19 protein-coding genes are annotated in these 21,281 nt (G+C 35.8%); 16 read left to right on the forward strand and 3 right to left on the reverse strand.

Features of this window, described 5'->3' with window-relative positions:
• Positions 1-4: 4 nt before the first annotated feature.
• From recJ to ACSYSF_RS02725, 9 genes are all read left to right on the forward strand, one after another.
• Positions 5-2,311 carry a single-stranded-DNA-specific exonuclease RecJ gene (recJ, locus tag ACSYSF_RS02685; protein ID WP_489868187.1) on the forward strand — a complete coding sequence of 769 codons (2,307 nt, stop codon included), beginning with the start codon at positions 5-7 and terminating at the stop codon, positions 2,309-2,311.
• Positions 2,312-2,830, forward strand: a complete 519-nt coding sequence (locus ACSYSF_RS02690; RefSeq protein ID WP_489868289.1) for an adenine phosphoribosyltransferase — start codon at positions 2,312-2,314, stop codon at positions 2,828-2,830.
• A 71-nt stretch (positions 2,831-2,901) separates the two neighbouring features.
• Positions 2,902-3,879: a hypothetical protein gene (locus ACSYSF_RS02695; protein WP_489868188.1), complete on the forward strand. Its 978-nt coding sequence runs from the start codon at positions 2,902-2,904 to the stop codon at positions 3,877-3,879.
• An 8-nt stretch (positions 3,880-3,887) separates the two neighbouring features.
• Positions 3,888-5,870 carry an LTA synthase family protein gene (locus tag ACSYSF_RS02700; protein ID WP_489868189.1) on the forward strand — a complete coding sequence of 661 codons (1,983 nt, stop codon included), beginning with the start codon at positions 3,888-3,890 and terminating at the stop codon, positions 5,868-5,870.
• 192 nt (positions 5,871-6,062) lie between these two features.
• Positions 6,063-7,100, forward strand: coding sequence for a hypothetical protein (locus tag ACSYSF_RS02705; RefSeq protein ID WP_489868190.1), 1,038 nt, complete (start codon positions 6,063-6,065; stop codon positions 7,098-7,100).
• A gap of 4 nt (positions 7,101-7,104) precedes the next feature.
• The gene (locus ACSYSF_RS02710; RefSeq protein ID WP_489868191.1) at positions 7,105-9,078 is read left to right on the forward strand and encodes an LTA synthase family protein; all 1,974 of its coding nucleotides are present in this window, start codon (positions 7,105-7,107) and stop codon (positions 9,076-9,078) included.
• A 144-nt stretch (positions 9,079-9,222) separates the two neighbouring features.
• On the forward strand, positions 9,223-10,953 hold the full coding sequence (locus tag ACSYSF_RS02715; protein WP_491737241.1) for a hypothetical protein: 1,731 nt from the start codon (positions 9,223-9,225) through the stop codon (positions 10,951-10,953).
• 181 nt (positions 10,954-11,134) lie between these two features.
• Positions 11,135-12,154: a hypothetical protein gene (locus ACSYSF_RS02720; protein WP_489868193.1), complete on the forward strand. Its 1,020-nt coding sequence runs from the start codon at positions 11,135-11,137 to the stop codon at positions 12,152-12,154.
• A gap of 4 nt (positions 12,155-12,158) precedes the next feature.
• A complete protein-coding gene (locus tag ACSYSF_RS02725) occupies positions 12,159-14,141 on the forward strand; it encodes a sulfatase-like hydrolase/transferase (RefSeq protein ID WP_489868194.1) in 1,983 nt (660 codons plus the stop codon).
• A gap of 58 nt (positions 14,142-14,199) precedes the next feature.
• Here ACSYSF_RS02725 and ACSYSF_RS02730 read toward each other — a convergent pair whose 3' ends face one another.
• Positions 14,200-15,249: an acyltransferase gene (locus ACSYSF_RS02730; protein WP_489868195.1), complete on the reverse strand. Its 1,050-nt coding sequence runs from the start codon at positions 15,247-15,249 to the stop codon at positions 14,200-14,202.
• A gap of 153 nt (positions 15,250-15,402) precedes the next feature.
• Between ACSYSF_RS02730 and ACSYSF_RS02735 the strand changes: the two genes are divergently transcribed.
• On the forward strand, positions 15,403-16,020 hold the full coding sequence (locus tag ACSYSF_RS02735; RefSeq protein WP_489868196.1) for a sugar O-acetyltransferase: 618 nt from the start codon (positions 15,403-15,405) through the stop codon (positions 16,018-16,020).
• Between the two features lie 40 nt (positions 16,021-16,060).
• Here the strand turns inward: ACSYSF_RS02735 and lexA are convergent, their stop codons facing one another.
• Complete coding sequence (lexA, locus tag ACSYSF_RS02740; RefSeq protein WP_489868197.1) at positions 16,061-16,660, reverse strand: transcriptional repressor LexA; 600 nt, start codon at positions 16,658-16,660, stop codon at positions 16,061-16,063.
• Between the two features lie 142 nt (positions 16,661-16,802).
• Here lexA and ACSYSF_RS02745 point away from each other — a divergent pair, with 142 nt between their 5' ends.
• Both ACSYSF_RS02745 and ACSYSF_RS02750 read left to right on the forward strand, forming a co-directional pair.
• The gene (locus ACSYSF_RS02745) at positions 16,803-17,057 is read left to right on the forward strand and encodes a DUF896 domain-containing protein (protein WP_489868198.1); all 255 of its coding nucleotides are present in this window, start codon (positions 16,803-16,805) and stop codon (positions 17,055-17,057) included.
• Between the two features lie 73 nt (positions 17,058-17,130).
• Positions 17,131-17,373, forward strand: a complete 243-nt coding sequence (locus ACSYSF_RS02750) for a YneF family protein (protein WP_489868199.1) — start codon at positions 17,131-17,133, stop codon at positions 17,371-17,373.
• 130 nt (positions 17,374-17,503) lie between these two features.
• On the opposite strand, the gene ACSYSF_RS02755 is transcribed toward ACSYSF_RS02750, so the two are convergent.
• A complete protein-coding gene (locus tag ACSYSF_RS02755; RefSeq protein ID WP_489868200.1) occupies positions 17,504-18,145 on the reverse strand; it encodes a lysophospholipid acyltransferase family protein in 642 nt (213 codons plus the stop codon).
• A 91-nt stretch (positions 18,146-18,236) separates the two neighbouring features.
• Here ACSYSF_RS02755 and ACSYSF_RS02760 point away from each other — a divergent pair, with 91 nt between their 5' ends.
• From ACSYSF_RS02760 to tsf, 4 genes are all read left to right on the forward strand, one after another.
• Complete coding sequence (locus tag ACSYSF_RS02760; protein ID WP_489868201.1) at positions 18,237-19,001, forward strand: tRNA1(Val) (adenine(37)-N6)-methyltransferase; 765 nt, start codon at positions 18,237-18,239, stop codon at positions 18,999-19,001.
• Positions 18,994-19,272, forward strand: a complete 279-nt coding sequence (locus tag ACSYSF_RS02765; protein ID WP_489868202.1) for a GIY-YIG nuclease family protein — start codon at positions 18,994-18,996, stop codon at positions 19,270-19,272. Before ACSYSF_RS02760 ends, ACSYSF_RS02765 begins: the two co-directional genes overlap by 8 nt.
• A gap of 156 nt (positions 19,273-19,428) precedes the next feature.
• The gene (gene rpsB / locus ACSYSF_RS02770) at positions 19,429-20,205 is read left to right on the forward strand and encodes a 30S ribosomal protein S2 (protein WP_489868203.1); all 777 of its coding nucleotides are present in this window, start codon (positions 19,429-19,431) and stop codon (positions 20,203-20,205) included.
• A 175-nt stretch (positions 20,206-20,380) separates the two neighbouring features.
• Positions 20,381-21,262, forward strand: coding sequence for a translation elongation factor Ts (gene tsf, locus ACSYSF_RS02775; protein ID WP_489868204.1), 882 nt, complete (start codon positions 20,381-20,383; stop codon positions 21,260-21,262).
• Positions 21,263-21,281 lie beyond the last annotated feature (19 nt).

The following is a 21,281-nucleotide window of genomic DNA, read 5'->3' on the forward strand; positions in this document are numbered from 1 at the left end:
TTTTATGATTAATTCACGCTATCAATGGGAATATCCAACTGTTGAAAATGAAAAAGCGATTAATGAACTTAGTGACGCTTTTGGAATTTCTAAATTAATTGCTAAAATTTTGGTAAATCGCGGCTACGATACCCTTGAGACAGCAAATGCCTTTTTAAGACCTGAAATATCAGATCTATATGATCCTTTCTTACTACATGACATGGACAAAGCTGTTAATCGCTTAATGCAAGCAATTGATAATGAAGAGAAAATTGTTGTTTATGGTGATTACGATGTTGATGGTATGACCAGTACAGCCATCATGACTTGGGCATTGGAATTAATGGGTGCCAATGTGACCTATTTTGTGCCAAGTCGATTTAATGATGGTTACGGTCCTAATCTAGCTAATTATCAAAAATTGGCTGCTGAAGGTATGCAGTTATTGGTTACAGTAGATAACGGTGTTTCGGGTAAAGATGAAGTTGCTTGGTTAATGGCACAAGGCATTGATGTTGTGATTACTGATCATCACGAATTGCCAACTGAATTACCAGTTGCAACAGCGATTGTACATCCTCGTCATCCAGAAGGTGAATATCCATTTGGGGGACTTTCAGGAGCTGGTGTTGCTTTTAAGGTTGTATCAGCCTTACTCGAAGAACCCGCCGATGAGGTGATGGATTTAGCAGCTTTGGGAATCGTTGCAGATGTGATGTCCTTAACTGATGAAAATCGAATTATTGTTAAACAGGGACTCGAAAATTTAAAGACTGATCCGCGACCAGGGTTAGCAGCGTTATTGTCAATCGCTGGTACACAACCATCAGATATTGATTCTTCAACAATTGGGTTTACTATTGGTCCACGTTTGAATTCATTGGGACGCTTAGAAGATGCAACGGTTGGTGTCCAATTATTATTGATGGATGATTATGAGAGTGCCAAAACAGTTGCTGAACATGTTAATGATTTAAACCAACAGCGTCAGCAATTAGTGACAGATATTACTGAAGTCGCTCAAAACCAAGCGAAAGAGTTAGCTGAAGATCCAGTATTAGTGGTTGCTGGTGAGAATTGGCATGAAGGTGTTTTGGGTATTGTTGCTAGTAAGTTGGTTGAACAAACTGGTAAGCCAACCATTGTTTTAAATATCAATGGTGATGAAATGAAGGGTTCAGGACGTTCAATTCCGGCCTTTGACTTATTTGCATCTTTAGATGGTCACCGTGATTTAATGACGGCTTTTGGTGGACATGCAAGCGCTGCTGGTATGACAATTCCAACCAGTAATTTGCAAGCAATTAGGGATGTATTACGACAAGAAGCTCATAATCAAGAGCTAACATCTGCCCAAAAACCACAATTACAAATAGCAGCTGAAGTTACAGCAACAGATTTTACTCAGCAGAATTTTGACAATTTACAAGTGTTGGCCCCCTTTGGTGAGGGAAATCCGGAACCGTTATTTATGCTTAATATAAGTAATGTTGATAAAATAAAGACAATGACTGATGGTAAACATCTGCGCTTTATGGCACAAACAGGGAATGGTTCATTACCAGTTGTTGCCTTTGGCTGGGGACAACAAGCTGATGCCTTGGCTGGTCATTTTTCATCATTACAAATAATGGGAACGATGAGCGAAAATACGTATCGTGGTAATACAACTTATCAATTGATGTTAAAAGATATGCATGCAACTGGTGCAGCTATTCTAGACTGGCGTACAAGCCGTTTAACAAAACAAACATTTGTCAAGAATGCAACTTATGTATTTTTTGATGAAAATCATTATCGACAATTATCAACTTATATTAATGAACCAGCACGAGCTTTGATGTGGCAAGATGCGGTACAAGAATCTGATATTCAGACTATGGCATTGGTTGATTTGCCAGCATCATTATCACAGCTGAAACAATTATTGCAGGCAATTGTGCCTGGCCGTTTAGCACCGATGTTTTATGTTAAAAATCCTCTGTATTTACAAAAGGTACCTGACAAACGCGTTTTCGCAAATGTATTTAAGTTTGTTAACTCGTTTAAAGATATTAACTTAAAAACCCAACTTGATGCAGCGGCAAATCATTTAAAAATTAATAAGGTTGTCTTGCAATTGATAATAAAAGTGTTTTTAGAGGCAAAATTTGTTATAATCGAAAATGGTATTCTAAATGCTGTGCCAAATCCAACGCCAAAAAATCTAAGTGAAACACAGACTTTTCAAAGATTTTTGGCTCAGCGTGATCTTGAGCAGCAACTAATCTACAGCACAACAGCTGAATTAGAAATGTTATTAATGAATTTAAGTAAGCAGGAGAGCTAAATAATGTTGGATTTGAACAACTACATTAAAAATATTCCAGATTTTCCAGAAAAAGGCATTATGTTCCGTGACTTGACCCCATTATGGGGTGATGCTGAAGCATATGCCGAAGCTACATATCGCATTACACATTTCGCAAAGATGCGTGATGTTAATGTGGTGGTTGGTCCTGAATCACGTGGCTTTTTAGTTGGTGCGCCTGTTGCCAACGAATTGGGAACTGGAATCGTTTTGGCACGTAAGCCTGGTAAATTACCAAGAGAGACAGTTAGCGAAAAATATACTTTAGAATATGGTGAAGCAGCATTGGAAATGCACAAAGATGCCATCAAGCCTGGTGAAAAAGTATTAATTACTGATGATTTACTAGCTACTGGTGGCACAATTGCTGCAACAATTAAGTTAGTAGAATCATTAGGTGGTATTGTTGCTGGCTTAGCTTTTATGATCGAATTAAAAGATTTAAAGGGTCGTGAAAAGCTTGAGGGTTATGAAATCTTATCATTGATGAGTTACTAACGATATATTTAAAGAGGCTCAGACAATTGTTTGGGCCTCTTATTCTTTACAATGAATTAAGTGGAGGAACTATGGCTAATCAAAGAGAGCGTGTGCAGTCATTAACCGGGCTGGCATTGATTGTCTTAATTGTGCAGCAATTAATCAATCCTGAACAACATATACATGTTTATCAAATGTTCACCATTGTTAGTGTACCGACAATATTTTTTGCTATTGGTTATTTTTTAGAAAACGAAAAATCTTTTATGCAAGATTTGCTAACCTATGCTAAAAAGTATTTATTGCCGTATGCGTTAACAGCGGTATTGATGATTGTTGTCAATTTGTTGGCTGGTCATCTAAATTGGTTAAAACAACCATTTCCAGATATTAAAACGGCTATTAAAACGGCTATTAAAACATTAGGCTATGGTATTGGTTGGCCAACGGATACCATAGTTGGTCAAAGTAGTTTTGGGGTTGGTTTAATTTGGCTTTTATTGGCAGCATTTTTTGCACTTTTAATATTTAAATTAATCATGAAACTACCGAAGCGCTGGTTGATTGTGGTAACTATTATGATTATTACTGCACTAGGATTTTGGTTGCGAACGATTGTGCAATTACCATGGTCTCTGGAAGCAGCCATGATTGCACAACCGTTTATATACTTCGGTGATATCGTAAAACAACGAGGTAGCATGCCAATGAGTGTGGCTGGTTTCTTTGTTGGCCTTATTCTGTGGTTTATTAGTGGCATTAGTGGTGCATTTGATTTTACAGTTGCTTACAATCCACATGCTGTCTTTGGTACGATTGCTAGTTTATTTGCGGTTAATGTTTTGTACATCATTAATGATAAGGTTTTGTCACCATTGAAGCCGGTGCAAAGCTTACTTGCATTTTTCGGTAATCGTTTTATTTTGAATATCATAATGACTACTGTGATTTTAGCTTTTATACCGCTAAATGGTCTGTATAGTTTAATAATAATATTGATCTTAATTGGCGTAGTAAATTTTGGCTTGGATAAAATGGTTGTGTCTTCTAAAAATGGTATTAAGTAGGTATTAATATGAATGAAATCAAAAAAAGAGGTAAGCAATGGTTTAAACCACTAAATTATATGGGTATATTGCGCGTGACTTTGACAGGATTAATTTTGTCGATTGCAACGACTGTTATGTTGCAGTTTGCCATGTATTTCCAAGATTGGGGTCGCTATAATCAAACTACTGATTCCGTGAAAGCTTTTGGTGAATCATTGCAATTTATGTTGGCACCACGTGCTTGGTACTCAGTGTTTGTGTGCTTCGTATTCTTTATTTTAATTTACGCCATTGTGAATCGTTTCTTCATCACACTAGCAATTTATTTATTAACCGCAATTGTCATTTTTGTGGCGGAGTTCATGAAGGTTAAGGCTCGTAATGAACCAATTATGTTCAGTGATATGTTTGAAGCAACAGCGGTTGGTGGCTTAACAGGTATGGTTGATCGAAAGCTACTAATCGGCGCAGTTAGTTTGGCACTCATCATTATTGTTGTTGCTATCATATTAGAATATTTAACTCACAAGCAAAAATTAGGTCGTTTTAATGACTTCTTAAAGCAGATGCGATTTAGAAATATGTGGTTCCGGTTGAGCATGATTATTGTCACGATTGGATCGCTATCTGTGTCGTTTGTGGTTGATGCTGATCATAATCAAGCATGGTTACAGAGATTTGGCTATGAGCGAGTGGTTTATAGTTCAGGGGATGATTCATTGTGGAATGGACCAATCTCGACCTTTATGTCTAATATATCAACGGTTATTATGCGTGAACCAGATAATTACTCGAAAAAAGAGATGCAACATATTGCGGATAAATATACAAATGAAGCCAAGCAGATCAATAAGACGAGAACAGATAATATATCTGGACAAACAGTTGCCTATATATTAAGTGAGTCACTGGCTAATCCCAATGACATTAAAGGATTTGATTATAAGGGTGAGAATGTTTCGAAGAATCTAGAGCAGGTTAAGCAATCCGCTACTATTTCAGGTAAAATGCTATCTTCAGGTTATGGTGGTGGTACAGCTAATATCGAGTATATGACGTTAGCTGGCTTCCCGTTGGCAACTTATGCGCAAGAAATGACAGTACCATATGTGCAATTAGTACCATTTGCTAATACAGTACCGAATATCTCACAAGTATTTAATAAAAAAGAAGTCTTACATCCGTTTGTTGGTAGTTTATATAATCGTAAAGCTGCATATAAGAAGATGGGGATTAATCATTTCTATACGACGGATAATCAAGAAGATACGTATCCTAAAAAATATGAAGGTGGGGCATCCGAAAATGCTTATCCAACTGATGATAATGCATTTAAATTCTTAGAAAAGAAAATTGCTAAACCACAAGATAAGCAATCTCAGTTTGTGCAGTTAATGACGATGCAAAATCATATGCCATATTATAAGGGAGAGTATCCTAATAATCATTATCAAATGACTAAGCCGGTTGCTTCAGGTAATACCAAAACTCAGATTGAAAGTTATTTGGCAGGAGTTCATGAGTCTGATTTAGCTTTGGCTAAGTTGATTAAACATGTTGATAATTCTAAGCGGCCAATCACATTAGTATTTTATGGTGATCATTGGCCAGGAATTTTTACTTTCGTGGATCCACAAAATCAAGCGAAAGAAGCGCATGAAACTGACTACTTCATCTATCAAAATGATGCTGCTAAAAAGAAAAGCAATCATCAAACACAGACAAAACGGGCATATGCATCACCTAGTGACTTCCCAGCCTTAACGTTAGATGCGATGAATGCAAAGGTTTCACCATTTTATGCGTTGCAAACGGCAGTTAGTCAACAGCTCCCAGCATTCGCAAATTATACTCGTGGCCAATTTGTTGACGAACAGGGACATACGATTAAGGCACGTGATTTAACTGATAAACAGAAAAAATTATTATCAGACTTTAAATTAGTACAATATGATTTGAGTGCTGGTGATCATTATTTATCAAATAAGTTTACAAAAAATGTCAAATAGGATAATTTGTCAGTTGAATATTAAAAATGGTACTATATAAAGGTCATTAAAGGAATAAGTGTTATTGTATGTTTCATAACACAAGAACGATTTTTCAATGTCTTCTAAAATATAGTGAAGTAAATGAAAGAGCTAGTGTATTGTGACCTAGCTCTTTTTCTTTAATTAGTTATCGTAAAAAGGGGAAGTATTTTGCAATTATTTGATAAAAATAGAATTGTTAATATTTTGGCCAGTCTCGTGATGATGATGTTAGTGCTAATCCAAATGATTAAATCAGCTGATCATCCATTTGTGTATAGCTTTTTTACTTGGTTAACTTGGCCAACTTTATTTTTTGTAGTTGGTCATTATATGGCAAATCAGGAACTGAGGGCAACCATTGTTAACGGGGTTAAGTATTATCTATTACCATATGGGATAGTTGGCCTAATCATTATTATTTTAAATAAGCTGATACGGGGTCTGGACTTGACTAAGTGGCTTAATACACCTTTTCCATCAATGAAGTTAGGCGCTGTCACAATGCTTTATGGTAATGGTTGGCCGACTGATACTTTAATTGGTCATATTGATTTTGGAATCGGATTACTATGGTTATTGCTGGCTTTGTTTTTTGGTACCATTTTGCATGCCTTAATTATAAAGCTTAAGCCTACTGCTATTCGTGTCATAGTCAGTTTACTAGTTATGATTTTGGGCTATTACTTAGGGACATTTATTCAATTACCATGGTCATTAGATGCCGCAATGGTTATGCAACCTTATTTATTATTAGGACATTATTTTAAAGATATTAAACTTGAAAGCATCAACAAACCTGTTACGATTAGTGTCGGATTACTCAGCATCTGGGTGATGGCGATTACCAGTGGTCCTTTCGAATTAACATTGGCTTCAATTCGTTATTGGATTTTTGGTACCATAACGGCTCTGCTTGGTGTCATCATGATGTTTATTGGCGCATCTTATCTTGATCGTTGGTTACCAAAAAATTGGTATCAATGGTTTACTAAAATTGGGTCAGGTCAGTCCATTAATATAACTTTGCTAGCTTTTATTAGTTTGATGATACCAATTAGTAAATATGTTGATCACGTGCTTAGTGTACCGTATGTTAATTTTATAATTGTTTGGTTAATAGTGTTTACAATTGTGGTTCTTTTAAAATTAGTAATCCGACGGTTTTGGCATTATTTAATTGCTAGATTCCAAAAGGAAAGGACTTAGTTAAATGAAAAAAATGTTACATAAATTTAAATTAACTAGTCCATCGTTTAATGGTTGGATGAAGTTGATCTTAATTGGTTTAATTTTGAGTATTGTGACAACTATTATGTTGCAATTTGCCATGTATTTCCAAACATGGGGACGTTTTGATCAAACTGATAATGCATTACAAGCTTTACATGCAGCATTTCGCTTTATGGAAAAACCACAGGCTTATTTTTCTGTATTAGTTTGTTTATTGCTATTTATTTTTGTCATTGTTTTAACGAATCATTTATTTGTTGGTATTGCCACATATTTGGTTTTTGTGATTGTTTCGTTTGTCGCTGAATATATGAAAATGAAAGCTCGTAATGAGCCAATCTTATTCAGTGATTTATCTGAGGTTACTGCCGTAGGCGGGTTAACCCAAATGGTTGATAGAAATCTATTAATAGGGGCAATCGCGGCCGTGCTAATTTTAATTGTGCTCGTTGTTGGTTTGGAAACTTGGTTACGTAAAAAGCGCACTACTAAATTTGCTGAGTCTGTCTATGGGATGATGTTCCAAAAAATGGGTGAACGCTTATTAATTTTATGTTTGTCAGTTCTGATGTTGGGAACGCCGTTTGTTGCCAGTGCTGATAGTAACCGTGCATTATTAGAACATTTTGGCTACGAATGGCAGAGCGTTAATACTGGAGATGACACGATGGTTAATGGTCCCATCATGACGTTTGTGTCTAATATTGCAACGGTAATTATGCGTCAACCATCTGATTATTCAGCTAAAACAATGCATCAGTTGGAAAATAAGTATCAAGGGTATGCAGATAAGCTTAATAAAACACGTACTAATGATTTATCTGGTCAAACGGTCATTACGGTATTAAGTGAATCACTGACTGATCCAAATAAAGTTAAGAACTTAAAATATCAAGGTGATGATGTTTATAAGAATATTTCTCAACTGAAAGATGATGCAGTTATGTCTGGAACGATGTTGTCTTCAGGTTATGGTGGTGGAACTGCCAATATTGAATATATGACGTTGGCTGGTTTCCCACTCAATACTTACGCTGCTGAAATGGTTGTGCCATATACGCAATTGGTACCGTTCGCAAATAAGGTACCATCATTGCCTAGTTTGTTTAGTGATCGTGAAGTACTTCATCCATATGTTGGTACATTTTATAATCGTCGTGATGCTTACAAGAAGATGGGCATTCAAAAATTCTATACGACAGATGGTCAGAAGTATAAGTATCCATCATCATATGCAGGTAGTTTAGGCGATTCGGAATATGCTGCTGATAAAAATTCATATCGATATTTGTTAAAGAAAATTTCGGAGTCTGATAATAAGAATTCACAATTCTTACAGTTAATGACGATGCAAAACCATATGCCATACGATCCAGGTAAGTATGGTAAGAGTGACTATAAAGTTACTTCACCAACATCATTATCAGATACAGCTCGTAAACAAGTTGAAACGTATATCACTGGTGTGCATTATACGGATATTGCAACTAAGAAATTGGTTGATAAATTGGATCAATTAAAGCGACCAGTTACGATGATTTTTTATGGTGATCACTGGCCAGGTGTCTTTACTTTTGTTGATCCAAATAAACAAATGGAACGTTCTCACGAAACTGATTACTTTATTTATCAGAATAAAGCTGCTCGTGAGCAAGGTAAGCAAAACTTGAATCAACATGAACGTGCGTATGCATCACCAAGTGATTTTCCTGCGTTAACATTGCAAGCAACTAATAGTAAAGTGTCACCAATGTTTGCTTTGCAAACTAAGGTGGTTAAGGATTTGCCAGCATTTGCTAATTATCAAAGAGGACGTTTTGTTGATAATCAAGGCCATCAACTATCAACAAAAGATTTGACTAAGAAACAGAAGAAAATTATACATGAATTAAAGTTAGTTCAGTATGATTTGAGTTCTGGTAAGAATTATTTGTCAAACAAGTTCATTAAGTAGTTTAATGGCGGGACCAATTTATTTTGGTCCTTTTTTTGTGAGAAATAAGGATTATTTTTCGTGCTATAATAATAGAAGTGCTGTATTATAGGCACTTTTTTATTTTGGAAAAACGATTAATAAAATGTTTAAGGAGTTTCAATAGTGATCACGGCATTTAAAAAATGGTCCTATTATCTAATACCTGGTTTATTTTTTGCACTGGTGTTAGCATACGTAGGGCGATTTGGCTTTTTATATTCTGGAGCTGATTTACAATTTCATGCTAATCGAATATATGAGTATTATAATCATTTAAAAAATGGTAACTTAATCCCTGTTATTTCAACTTTTTCATCAAATCAAATTGGTAGCATTGTGCCAACAATGTATCCGTCTTTGCCGATTTATCTTGGGGCGTTACTCCAATTTATTTTTCCACCAGTAGCAGCAATTTATGTGCTGATGTGGCTACAATTGATGACACAATTTAGTGTGGCGAAATGGGTTGGAAAAGAATTATCATTATCAAGTTTAGAGAGTACTGTAGCTGCGTTTATTTATACTATTACGACGCCGATAATATCGCAAATTATTCAACAATGGTTGTTTGGTGAAGTTTGGGCAATGTCATTTATGCCGCTAATCGTACTAGCATTGGTGCGTTTAACTAAAACGACAACGGATACGGTTGTGAAACTGGATAGAAAAACAATTTTGCTACTGATTAGTGGATTTGCGTTAATTTTGCTTTCGCACGTGTTATCCTTTGCAATTGTTGTTGCGTACACGGCAATATTCACAATTTTTCTATTAATTTTCAGAAAAAATAGATTGAATATCTTAGCTAATTTAAGTGTTGCTGCAATTATTACGATACTGCTAACATTAGCATTCCTGTTACCATTTGTGATTGCAATGTTAGGTAATGATTTAGCAACCCCAGGAGCTACGGAATTAACCCCTTGGGCAGCCCCTGATTTGCGTGAATTATGGGATGCACTATTTTCTTTTAAGACTGACAGTATTGGGATTGTGGCATTTTTGGCAATCTTTGCAATTATATTTACTTGGTGGAAACAAGATAAATTTACAAAATATGCAACGATTGCATCGATTTTGATTATTTTTAGTGGTACGAGTTACATATGGCGTCATTTGTATGAAACACCATTGGGCACAATTCAATTTCCACATCGTGTGTTTATTATCGCGATTTTCTTAATGAGTATAGCGGCTATTTTGATGATTCGTAATACGTTTTCGTCAAATCTTATGAGAAACACACTCTATGGTCTATTAATAGTCTTGTCTGTGGGCGTCACAATGTATAACTTAAAGTTTGAGTTTGTTGATCGTGTGAATGCAGTGGCAGTACAAACAAACTACCAGCCAACTACTAAGCAACCTGTGAGCTATGAACCATTTGCAAACTTTAAATTAAAGAATGATGATTTCAAGAAAATTATGGGCTACTGGACGACCTATGGTGCATTTGATTATATGCCTGCTAATTTCCAGTTTAATAAAGCATTGCAAGATAAAAAAATTAGCCAAGATGGTCAATTGTTAAATACCAAGGCACGTTCAATACCTAATGGAATGGTATATACGAGCAATGTCGATAAAAATAAGATGACAACTCTACCCATGGTTGGGTATAAAAGTTTGAATTATCAGGTAACAGATAATCATCAACATCAATATGCTTACCAAATTAATAAAAGCAAACAGTTGGCTATAAAAACACAGAATAATAATATTAAGCAAATAAAGGTACAAGTAAAAACACCTAAATCAACTTATTTTGCTTGGCTAGTTAGTTTTATAACGTTAGTGTTCTTATTAGTTAATACATTTTATTATCGACGTACAAAATCGGCAGTAACAAAATAATAGTATTTAGTCGCTAAATTTATAGATTTAGTGGCTTTTTAATTTTTATTAGATCTAGATTACAAATTTGTGTTTTGTTTGAAAAAAATGGTAATATAATATGGGTTAATTTTTATAAAGGGGTTGGAATTTATAATTGCCAACTCCTTTATTTTGCGAGATTACGCAGGAGCAAAATAAAATGATAGATAGTAGATCAAGAACTGTCAAAGTATTGGCGGGACTTGCAATAATAATGTTGGTTGCCATGCAGATGGTTAATCAAGAATCAAATATGCCATGGTATCGTTTTCTAACATGGACTACCTGGCCAATGATATTTTTCTTGGTTGGGTACATGATTAAGCCTAATCAAAAATTGTTAGCAACCTTTAAACAGGGGATTGTAAAAGATTTAATTCCTTATTTTGTAATAGGTTTCATGTTAATTATTACTAGTAAAATTGTGCAAATGTTTGGTCTAGCACCTGCATTGAATCAACCTTTTTTGGCAATTCGTGTTGGTGTGAAAGCTGTGTTGTATGGTAATGGTTGGCCAGGTGCAACGATGATATGGCCATTTCAAACCGGTATTGGTTTAATTTGGGTGTTTTTAGCGCTATTTTGGGCAACATTGTTAACAACGTTAATTATTAAGATAAAGCCAATTTTCGTGCAAATTTTATTAGTTGCCTTACTGACTTATGTTGGTTTTTATATATCACGGATTGTGCAATTACCATGGTCAGTGCTTTCTGGTGTTGTGGTACAACCTTTAATGTTACTAGGACATCATTTTAATGATTCGAAAAAAGCATGGCAACCCGCATTAGCAACAGTTGTGGCAGGTGGTATTATTAGTTGGATTATGGCTCGAGTAGGTGCATATGAAATGACAGTTGCCCAAACGAATCATTGGATTATTGGCACGGGGGCGGCAATAATTATTCTTGAGGCAATGTTGATCATTGCGTGGTATATCAGTGAAAAATTTGCCAAGTTGTCAATGGTGTTAACTAACATAGGGACACATTTGAATATTAGCATTGCTATTTTGAGTTTCATTGTGATGATTATTCCAGTGAAATATTACCTTAATAGTTTATTACCATTCGAATGGTTGAGCTTTTTGTTAGCGTGGATCCTTGTTGGGGCCGTTGTATACGGTGTAAAACTGATCATTGTTAAAGGATTACATCATCAATTTAAAAGAGAGGGTTAATTAGATGAAGAGAATTTTTAATAAATCTAAGTTTATGGGCCCTTCCTTTAATAGTTGGATGAAATTATTGGTTATTGGATTAGTATTGAGCATTGTGACCGTTTTTTGTTTACAGTTTGCAATGCACTTTCAAGTATGGGGACGCTTGAATTATCAATCAACTGATGTACCGGTTGCCTTAGATTTTGTTTTTCAATATATGGGCCGGTCACAGGTACTTTATTCAATATTAGCTTGTTTGATTCTGTTCATTTTTATTGTGGTATTAATTAACCATCTGTTTATTGGTATCTCTGTTTATTCACTTATTGCGATTGTTGCAATTGTAGCTGAATATATGAAGATGAAAACAAGAAACGAACCAATTATTTTTAGTGATTTGTCTGAAGTGACGGCCGTAAGTGGCCTAACAAAAATGGTTGATAAAGATTTGCTGATTGCAGCCGTTATTGGCATTGTTTTCTTGTTGATTTTTGCAGTAGCTTTGGAATTATACATTCGACGTCGTAAAGCAGGTAAATTTGCTGAAACTGTCCGGGGTATGATGTTTAAGCAAGCTGGTAGTCGTTTAGTTATTCTAGTGGGAACTTTTTTGATGTTAGCAACACCATTTGTGGTTAATGCTGATCAAAATCGTGCGATCTTAAATCATTTTGGTTATCAGTGGCAAAATAAAATTGGTGTTGATGATGCCATGGTTAATGGGCCAATAATGACCTTTGTGTCTAATATTTCCAGTGTTATCATGCGTGAACCTGATGGTTATTCTGCTAAAGAAATGCATCGGATTCAACATAAATATACAAAATATGCAGATGATTTAAATAAGACTAGAAAAGATAATCTTAAAGGGCAGACAGTTATTTCAATTTTAAGTGAGTCGTTGACAAATCCAGACGATGTTCCAAACTTGGAGTACAAGGGTCCTGATGTCTATCAAAATATTAATGAAATTAAAGATAAGGCTTTGATTTCAGGTAAAATGCTATCATCTGGACACGGTGGTGGAACCGCAAATATTGAGTATATGACGATTGCTGGATTGCCATTGGCAACTTTTGCACCTGAAATGGCCGTACCTTATACGCAGGTTGTGCCATTTGCACATAAAAATCCAATTTTGCCAAGTTTGTTTGACCAGAAAGAAGTTTTACATCCATATGCTGGAATGTTTTATAACCGGCGTGATGCTTATAAAGACATGGGAATTCAGAAGTTCTATACAACTGATGGTTTGACGTATAAGTATCCTAAGAAGTACACAGGTAAGTTATCTTCACGTGCTGAATATCCGGCTGATAAAAATGCTTACAAGTTCTTACTTAAGAAAATTGATAGTACTAAGAGTGAAGATTCACAGTTCTTGCAATTAATGACGATGCAGAATCATTTGCCGTACTCAGCCAAGGAATATCCTAATAGTCCATATAAGATGAAAGAACCAGCTGTTTCTGATGCCACCAAGGATCAAATTGAGACGTATATTACTGGTGTACGTCAAACCGATTTAGCAACTAAGCAACTGATTGATAAGGTAGAAAACATTAAGCGACCAATTACGATGGTCTTTTATGGTGATCACTGGCCAGTTGTCTTTACATTTGTGGATCAAAATAAACAAATGCAAACTAGTCATGAAACGGATTACTTTATTTATCAAAATGCGGCTGCTCGTAAGATGAACAAGAGTACTTTGCAACATGATGAGCGTCCATATGCATCACCAAGTGATTTCCCTGCATTGGCTTTGAAGGCTACTAATAGTAAATTAACGCCATTCTTTGCTTTGCAAACTAAGTTTGTCGATGAATTACCAGCGCTTGCTAATTACACGCGTGATACATTTATTGATGCACAAGGTCATAAGTTGAATACGAAAGATTTGACACCAAAGCAGAAGAAGTTACTACATGAATTTATGTTAGTTCAGTATGATATTACTGCTGGTGACCATTACTTAGATAATAGTTTCACTGATAAAAAATAATTGCTATAGCATAGCAAAAGCCCACCTCAATTACCGAGGTGGGCTTTTTATATATTAACTATTTTGTAAGAAAGACAAATTTCGGGAACTTTGGAATTTTGACAAATAACCACACGACAATCAATGAAATGATTAATGTTGTCATAGTTACTAATAGAATGCTTGAAGATTCGCTATCGAATAGATTTGATTCCAAAAGCAAATGTAAAACAACGTAGTGAATGATATATACGCCGAATGTTAATTGACTAATTGTTGCTAAGAAATGGCGTACCTTTGTTGAAACAGTAAACCGCAGTTCAAATTTAGTTATTAAATATTGTAGTAGTAGTGTGAGGAGAGCACCAGGAATGAATACCCATGCTTGTGTATACCAAATGTTAGCTAGTATACCGGCTGGTGTTAATTGTTTGGTATTTATCACAAATAAAGCTAATGCGACGAAGGTGGTACAAATCAATAAGATAAAAGTTTTTTTATTATGAACTAATTCATTTAAAAAGCTTCCAAACACGAAGAATGCTAACATAATGAAAACTAATCCCCATGATCCGCTCATGTTCCATTGGAACGGTACAAAGCGATTACCAGTAAAACTAGCCCCTAAAGAGCCAAAGCCTAGCAATACTGCTCCGATAGAAAAAATTGCTGCGATGTAATTTTTAAAATAGTTCTTGCCTAAAGATAAAATCGGAATTAGCACATAAACGATTGGTAATAATTGAATGTACCACATTTGTGGCATTGGTGGATTTTGGAAAAATAAGTTTTTGAATAATGATTTCCAGGTCGCATTAGGTGCCATAAAATATGTATAAAACGATAAAATAACTGTCCAGAGAATTGCTGATGATATCATCGGCAACATGTTATGGTGGACAAATTTATGTAACTTTCCATCATCTGTATAATTACGATTAAGCATTAAATAACCGGAAATAATTAAGAATAATGGCACACCTAGTCGGCCAAGTAATTCAAATAAAATTGCAGAATTATGTGGATAGGGTTGGTTAAGGTTAAATTTTTCATTAACATGATTTAAAATAACAAAGAAAATTGCCATAAATTTTGCGATATCAACCCAAAGATAACGTTGTTTAGTCATTAAAAATAGTTTGCCTCGGTTCTTGAATATGTATCCGCGTTTACTTACAAAACACTATTAAATGTTATCATCTAATTGTAATCTTAACAATTATGCCCGTTAAATAATTATGATATACTTAACCATATTGCTTATAAGATGGGGGATAATCTAATGAAAACAGAACGAGAAATCATGTTATCAGGTAGCTTGTATAAATCTGATGACACGGATTTAATGGCTGCGCGTAAAGCGGGGAAACGTCGTATGGCTTTATATAATCAAGTTGCACATGAAGATGAGAATCAAGTGCAAGAATTGTTAGAGGATATGATGGGATCGATTGGTAAAAATAGCTACATTGAACCCGATCTTTATATTGATTATGGTAAACATATACATATTGGTGATACGTTTTATGGGAATACTGGTTTAACGATTTTAGATACTTGTGAAGTTCACATTGGTAATAATGTTATGATTGGACCGCGAGTTAGTTTAATTACGGCCGGTCATCCAATTGATGCAGGTGTCCGTGTACGTGGATTAGAGTTTGGTAAACCAATTACAATTGGCAATAACGTTTGGATTGGGGCTAATGTGTTTGTTGGTCCAGGTGTAACAATTGGAGATAACGCGGTTATCGGTGGTGGGGCTGTTGTGGTAAAAGATATTCCCGCCAATACAGTGGCTGTTGGTAATCCAGCTCGGGTCATGCGTGAAATTACTGAAGACGATAAAGTAAATTGGGAACAGCAAGAAAAAGATTATTATGATCATCGTGCTGACTAATATAAAAATGAGTGATGCTTTTTTAGTAGCATCACTCATTTTAGTTAACAGCGTTACGATACACACCTTTCACACGACCAAGAATGTGTACATTTGACGTAATAATTGGTTTTAAATTATCGTTTTCTGGTTGCAATCTAACTTGATTGCCTTCAGTAAAATATCGATAAACATTCGTTTGCATTTGACCAGTGTTGTCTTTATCTAAGCGCACAGCGACGATATCGCCATCCTTAATCGTTATTTGATTGTTAATAAACAAGTAATCAAGATTAAGAATGCCAATGTTAATCATTGTATCGGTATGATGCTGTAGGATAAACACATGGTCGTCCAGTGAACTTAAAATGTCTTTTGGCACAGTAATTGCTGGTACTGTTGTTTGGCTATTTGTTAGAACTGATGCTTCTTTTAATGCCATAATACCAGCATTGGTTACTGTAATGGCACGAGTCTTTTCTGCTTTACGTTCAATAAACCCTTTATTTTGTAGTCTTGTTAAATGACCATGGACAGTAGAAGAAGAAGCTAAACCAACGCCATCCCCAATTTCACGAACAGTAGGGGGATAGCCACTTAATTGTTGCTTGTCATAAATAAATTTTAAAATATCTAATTGTTTAGTTGATTTATTAGGCATGACCAGATTCTCCTTTATATGCTTAATCATTATTTTACGCTAAATAAGCATAAACTGGTGATATTTAAGTCATTATTCTATAGAGAAGATACTAAATTATGTTAGAATAGTAAGAATAAATTCAAAAAAGAGGTGAATAAATATGCCTGAAACAGATCACATGATGGCCGTTCGTACACGAATTAACGAACTGGCTGCTAAAGCTAAAACTGATGAAGGATTAACGAAAGACGAAATTGCCGAGCGAGCTGATTTACGTGCTGAATTTTTGGATAACTTTAGAAAGTCATTTCGCTCACAAGTCGAAATGCTTCAAGTTTATGATGAAGATGGTAATGAAGTAACACCTGAAAAGGTTAAAAAAATCCAACGTGATAAAGGACTTCGCGATAATTAATACTTTTTGTATCTAGTCAAACAGCATATAATTCGCTATAATAGTACTTGAATATATTTTTGGAGTAAATAAGATGAGTACAACAATCTGGATTTTAATCGTCGTTCTTGCAGCCGTACTTGGTGCTGTTGCGGGTTTCTTTATTGCACGTCGCTCAATGGAGACGTACATTAAGAATAACCCACCAATTTCAGAAGAAATGATGAAATCAATGATGACATCTATGGGACAAAAGCCTTCTCAAAAGCGCTTAAACCAAATGATGGCACAAATGAAAAATCAAGCACAAGCATCATCTTCAAAGAAGAAGAAGTAAGTTGCTTGAAAGAGGTTGAGTTGGTAACAGCTCAACTTTTTTTTATTGTTTTTTAATATGTAGATATATAAAAAAGGTAAAACCATTCAATAAACGATTTTACCTTAGTAGGTAGCAATAAATGCCACGATTATTTTTCGATTTGTTTTTGCTTAGGCTTAGGGTCAACGTAGACCCAATCTGGATTGATTTCTTTATCTAACTGGTCAAAAGCATTTTCAAGTGTATCACCAAATTCGGCAGTCGATTCTTCATTTAGTTTTGTACGTTTGTCGACGTAAATTGGATCACCGAAAGCCATTGTGATTTTTTGGTGTTTCAATAAGTTTGAAAATTTAACCGGTCCTTGATAAACAATCGGTACTAATGGGGCACCTGATAGTTTTGCAATCATCAATGCGCCACCCTTCATTTCCTCAGAATGACGGCTACCAGAAGGAAACATAATCAAACTTAAGTCAGATTTTTTAAGATTTCTAACTGGTATCTTAATGGCTGAAGGACCTGGATGTTCACGATCAACCGCAAAAGCATTGGAATGATTAAGAATCCAGCGTAAAATAGGATTCTTGAAGAGCTCTTTTTTAGCCATAAAGCTAAATTTATGAGGCCAACCTGCTAATGCAAAGAAGATTGGTTCCCACCACGTACGATGTGGCCCAACTAAAATATAATTACCTTCTGGTAGTTTTTCTTTGCCGAGTATTTTATAACGGCCGTTAATCAACCAGACAATCCCAGCAGCAACATACCGCATGAATGAATAGAACATGTTTTGTTCATCCTCCCTAATATTAACGCCTTATTATCCCACAAAAATGGCGTTTTTGGCAAACTATGATGAAATAAGGAGTTAAAATATTATGAATATTGAGTTATTACCTGATGAACGCATTGATATGTTATATAACGATGATGTACATATTATTCAAAGTAAAAGTGTCTTTTCATTTTCGTTAGATGCGGTCTTGTTGGCAAATTTTGCGAAACCACGTAAGGGTGGTCGTGGGTTAACGGTTGATTTAGGAACCGGAAATGGTGCTGTGGCGTTGTTTATGGCCCATAAGGTAAGTGGTAAAATTGTTGGCGTTGAAATTCAGGAGCGGCTTGCTGATATGGCTAAGCGATCAGTGATGATGAATGATTTAACTGATAAGATTAATATCATGAATGTTGATATGCGAGATATCTTTAATGATATTCGGCCTGGTTCAGCAGATATGGTCGTTTCTAATCCACCGTATTTTACAATTGATAATGACCAAACAAATATTCATGAAAATGAACATTACGCCATTGCTCGTCATGAAATTATGGCTGATTTAGATTTAGTCGTGTATACAGCAAAAAAATTATTGAAAAATAAAGCCCATTTTTTTATGGTTCACCGACCAGATCGCTTATTTGAAATTCTAGCAACCTTGCAGAAAAATCATATGGTGCCCAAAAGAATTCAATTTGTTTATCCTAAGGAAAATGAACCAGCTAATGTTTTGTTAATCGATGCAATTAAAGATGGTAAGTTAACAGGAGCGCAAATTATGCCGCCAATTATTACCCATAATGCGGATGATAGTTATACTGATGCTGTCTGGTCGATTTATGAAGGACGTCATCAACATGACTAAACCTTATTATATGTATGTGTTATTAACGGCTGATAATATGCTGTACTGTGGTTTTACAGACGATGTTGGTCGGCGCTTGGCAACTCATGAAGCAGGGAAAGGAGCAAAGTTCACACGACCTGCAAAACGGCATCCCCTAAAATTATTATACGCAGAAGCCTTTGCGACCAAGCATGATGCATTACATGCTGAAGCAATGTTTAAACAATTAACGCGTCCACAAAAAGAAAAATTTTTAAAAGCCCATCATGTCACAGAATTTATGGATTAATTTATTGACTTTTGTATGATTAATGCGTATAGTTAGTAATTGGTTTTACACCAAAAATACTCACTAGTACTCAATAGTTTGACGGGTGCCCCAGTTAAACGGGTCGCCAGGCTACATGCGAGACTAGGTGGAAAAAACATTTGGAGGCAGATACTCATGTCAGTAATCTCAATGAAGCAATTACTTGAAGCTGGTGTACACTTCGGACACCAAACTCGTCGCTGGAACCCAAAGATGGCAGATTACATCTTTACGGAACGTAACGGCATTTACATTATCGATTTGCAAAAGACAGTTAAGTTGGTTGATCAAGCATATAACTATGTTCGTGATGCAGCCGCTGATGGTGCAACGGTATTGTTCGTTGGTACTAAGAAGCAAGCACAAGACTCAATTGCTGAAGAAGCAACTCGTGCAAACATGTTCTACATCAACCACCGTTGGTTGGGTGGAACTTTGACTAACTGGAAGACTATCCAAGCTCGTATTGCTCGTCTAAAGGAATTGCGTGCAATGGAAGAAGATGGTACTTTCGAGCGTTTGCCAAAGAAGGAAGTTTCATTGCTAATCAAGCAACGTGAGAAGTTGGACAAGTTCTTGGGTGGTATCGCAGATATGCCTAAGATTCCTGATTTGATGTTCATCGTTGATCCTCACAAGGAACAATTAGCAGTGCAAGAAGCACACAAGTTGAACATTCCTATCGTAGCTATGGTCGACACAAATGCTGATCCTGATCAAATCGACATTAAGATTCCATCAAACGATGATGCTATCCGTGCCGTACGTTTGATTACTTCAAAGATTGCAGACGCTATCATTGAAGGTAACCAAGGTGAAGATTCTGTTGATGAAGCTGATTTTGCCGCTGACGGTGACAAGCCAGCATCAATCGAAGAATTGACTGATCTTGTTGAAGGTAAGAAGAACTAATTCTTACGCACAAGACTTTAAAAAGCTTACGTCAACATGACGTAAGCTTTTTTTGCGCTATGAGTAAAACTCATGTAAAATAGTATTAGATATCTAACTATATATATAGAAAATACCTTAATTTTCGTGTATACTGGTTGAGATAAGATTTAGTATATACAAGGAGACCATAAAAATGGCTATTAGTGCTTCACAAGTTAAAGAATTACGTGAAAAAACCGGTGTTGGTATGATGGATGCCAAGAAGGCATTGGTTCAAACTGAAGGTGATATGGACAAGGCTATCGATGCTTTGCGTGAAAAGGGGATGGCAAAGGCTGCTAAGAAGGCTGACGCTGTTGCTGCAGAAGGAATGACTTACGTTGTTTCAAAGGACAACAAAGCTGCAATCATCGAATTGAACTCACAAACTGATTTCGTTGCAGGTAACGCAGAATTTAACGAATTGCTACACGCTGTTGCAAACGCAATTGTAGAGTACGCACCAGCAAACGTTGAAGAAGCTTTGGCATTGAAGGTTTCTGAAGATGAAACTTTGAACGATAAGATTGTTCACACAACTCAAATCACTGGTGAGAAGATTACACTACGTCGTTTTGAAGTTGTTGAAAAGGCAGCTGGACAAGTATTTGGAACATACTCACACATGGGTGGCCGTATTTCATCACTTGTTTTGATGGATGGTTCTGATGAGACAGTTGCTAAGGATATTGCAATGCACGTTGCTGCTATTGCACCTAAGTACGTTTCAGCTGAAGAAGTACCAGCTGAAGTTTTGGATCACGAAAAGGCAGTTCAATTGAAGTCAGATGACTTGGCTGGTAAGCCTGATAACATCAAGGAAAAGATGGTTGAAGGACGTTTGCACAAGTTCTTGGCTGACATTGCATTGGTTGATCAACCATTTGTTAAGGGTGACGGTAAGGAAACTGTTGCTAAGTATGTTGCAAGCAAGGATAGCAAGGTTGTTTCATTTGTTCGTTACGAGGTTGGTGAAGGAATCGAAAAGGCTGAAAATGATTTTGCTGCTGAAGTTGCAGCACAAATGGGTGAATAAGAGACTGAGGCGATTAAAT

Source organism: Weissella sp. ESL1139, assembly GCF_058506735.1.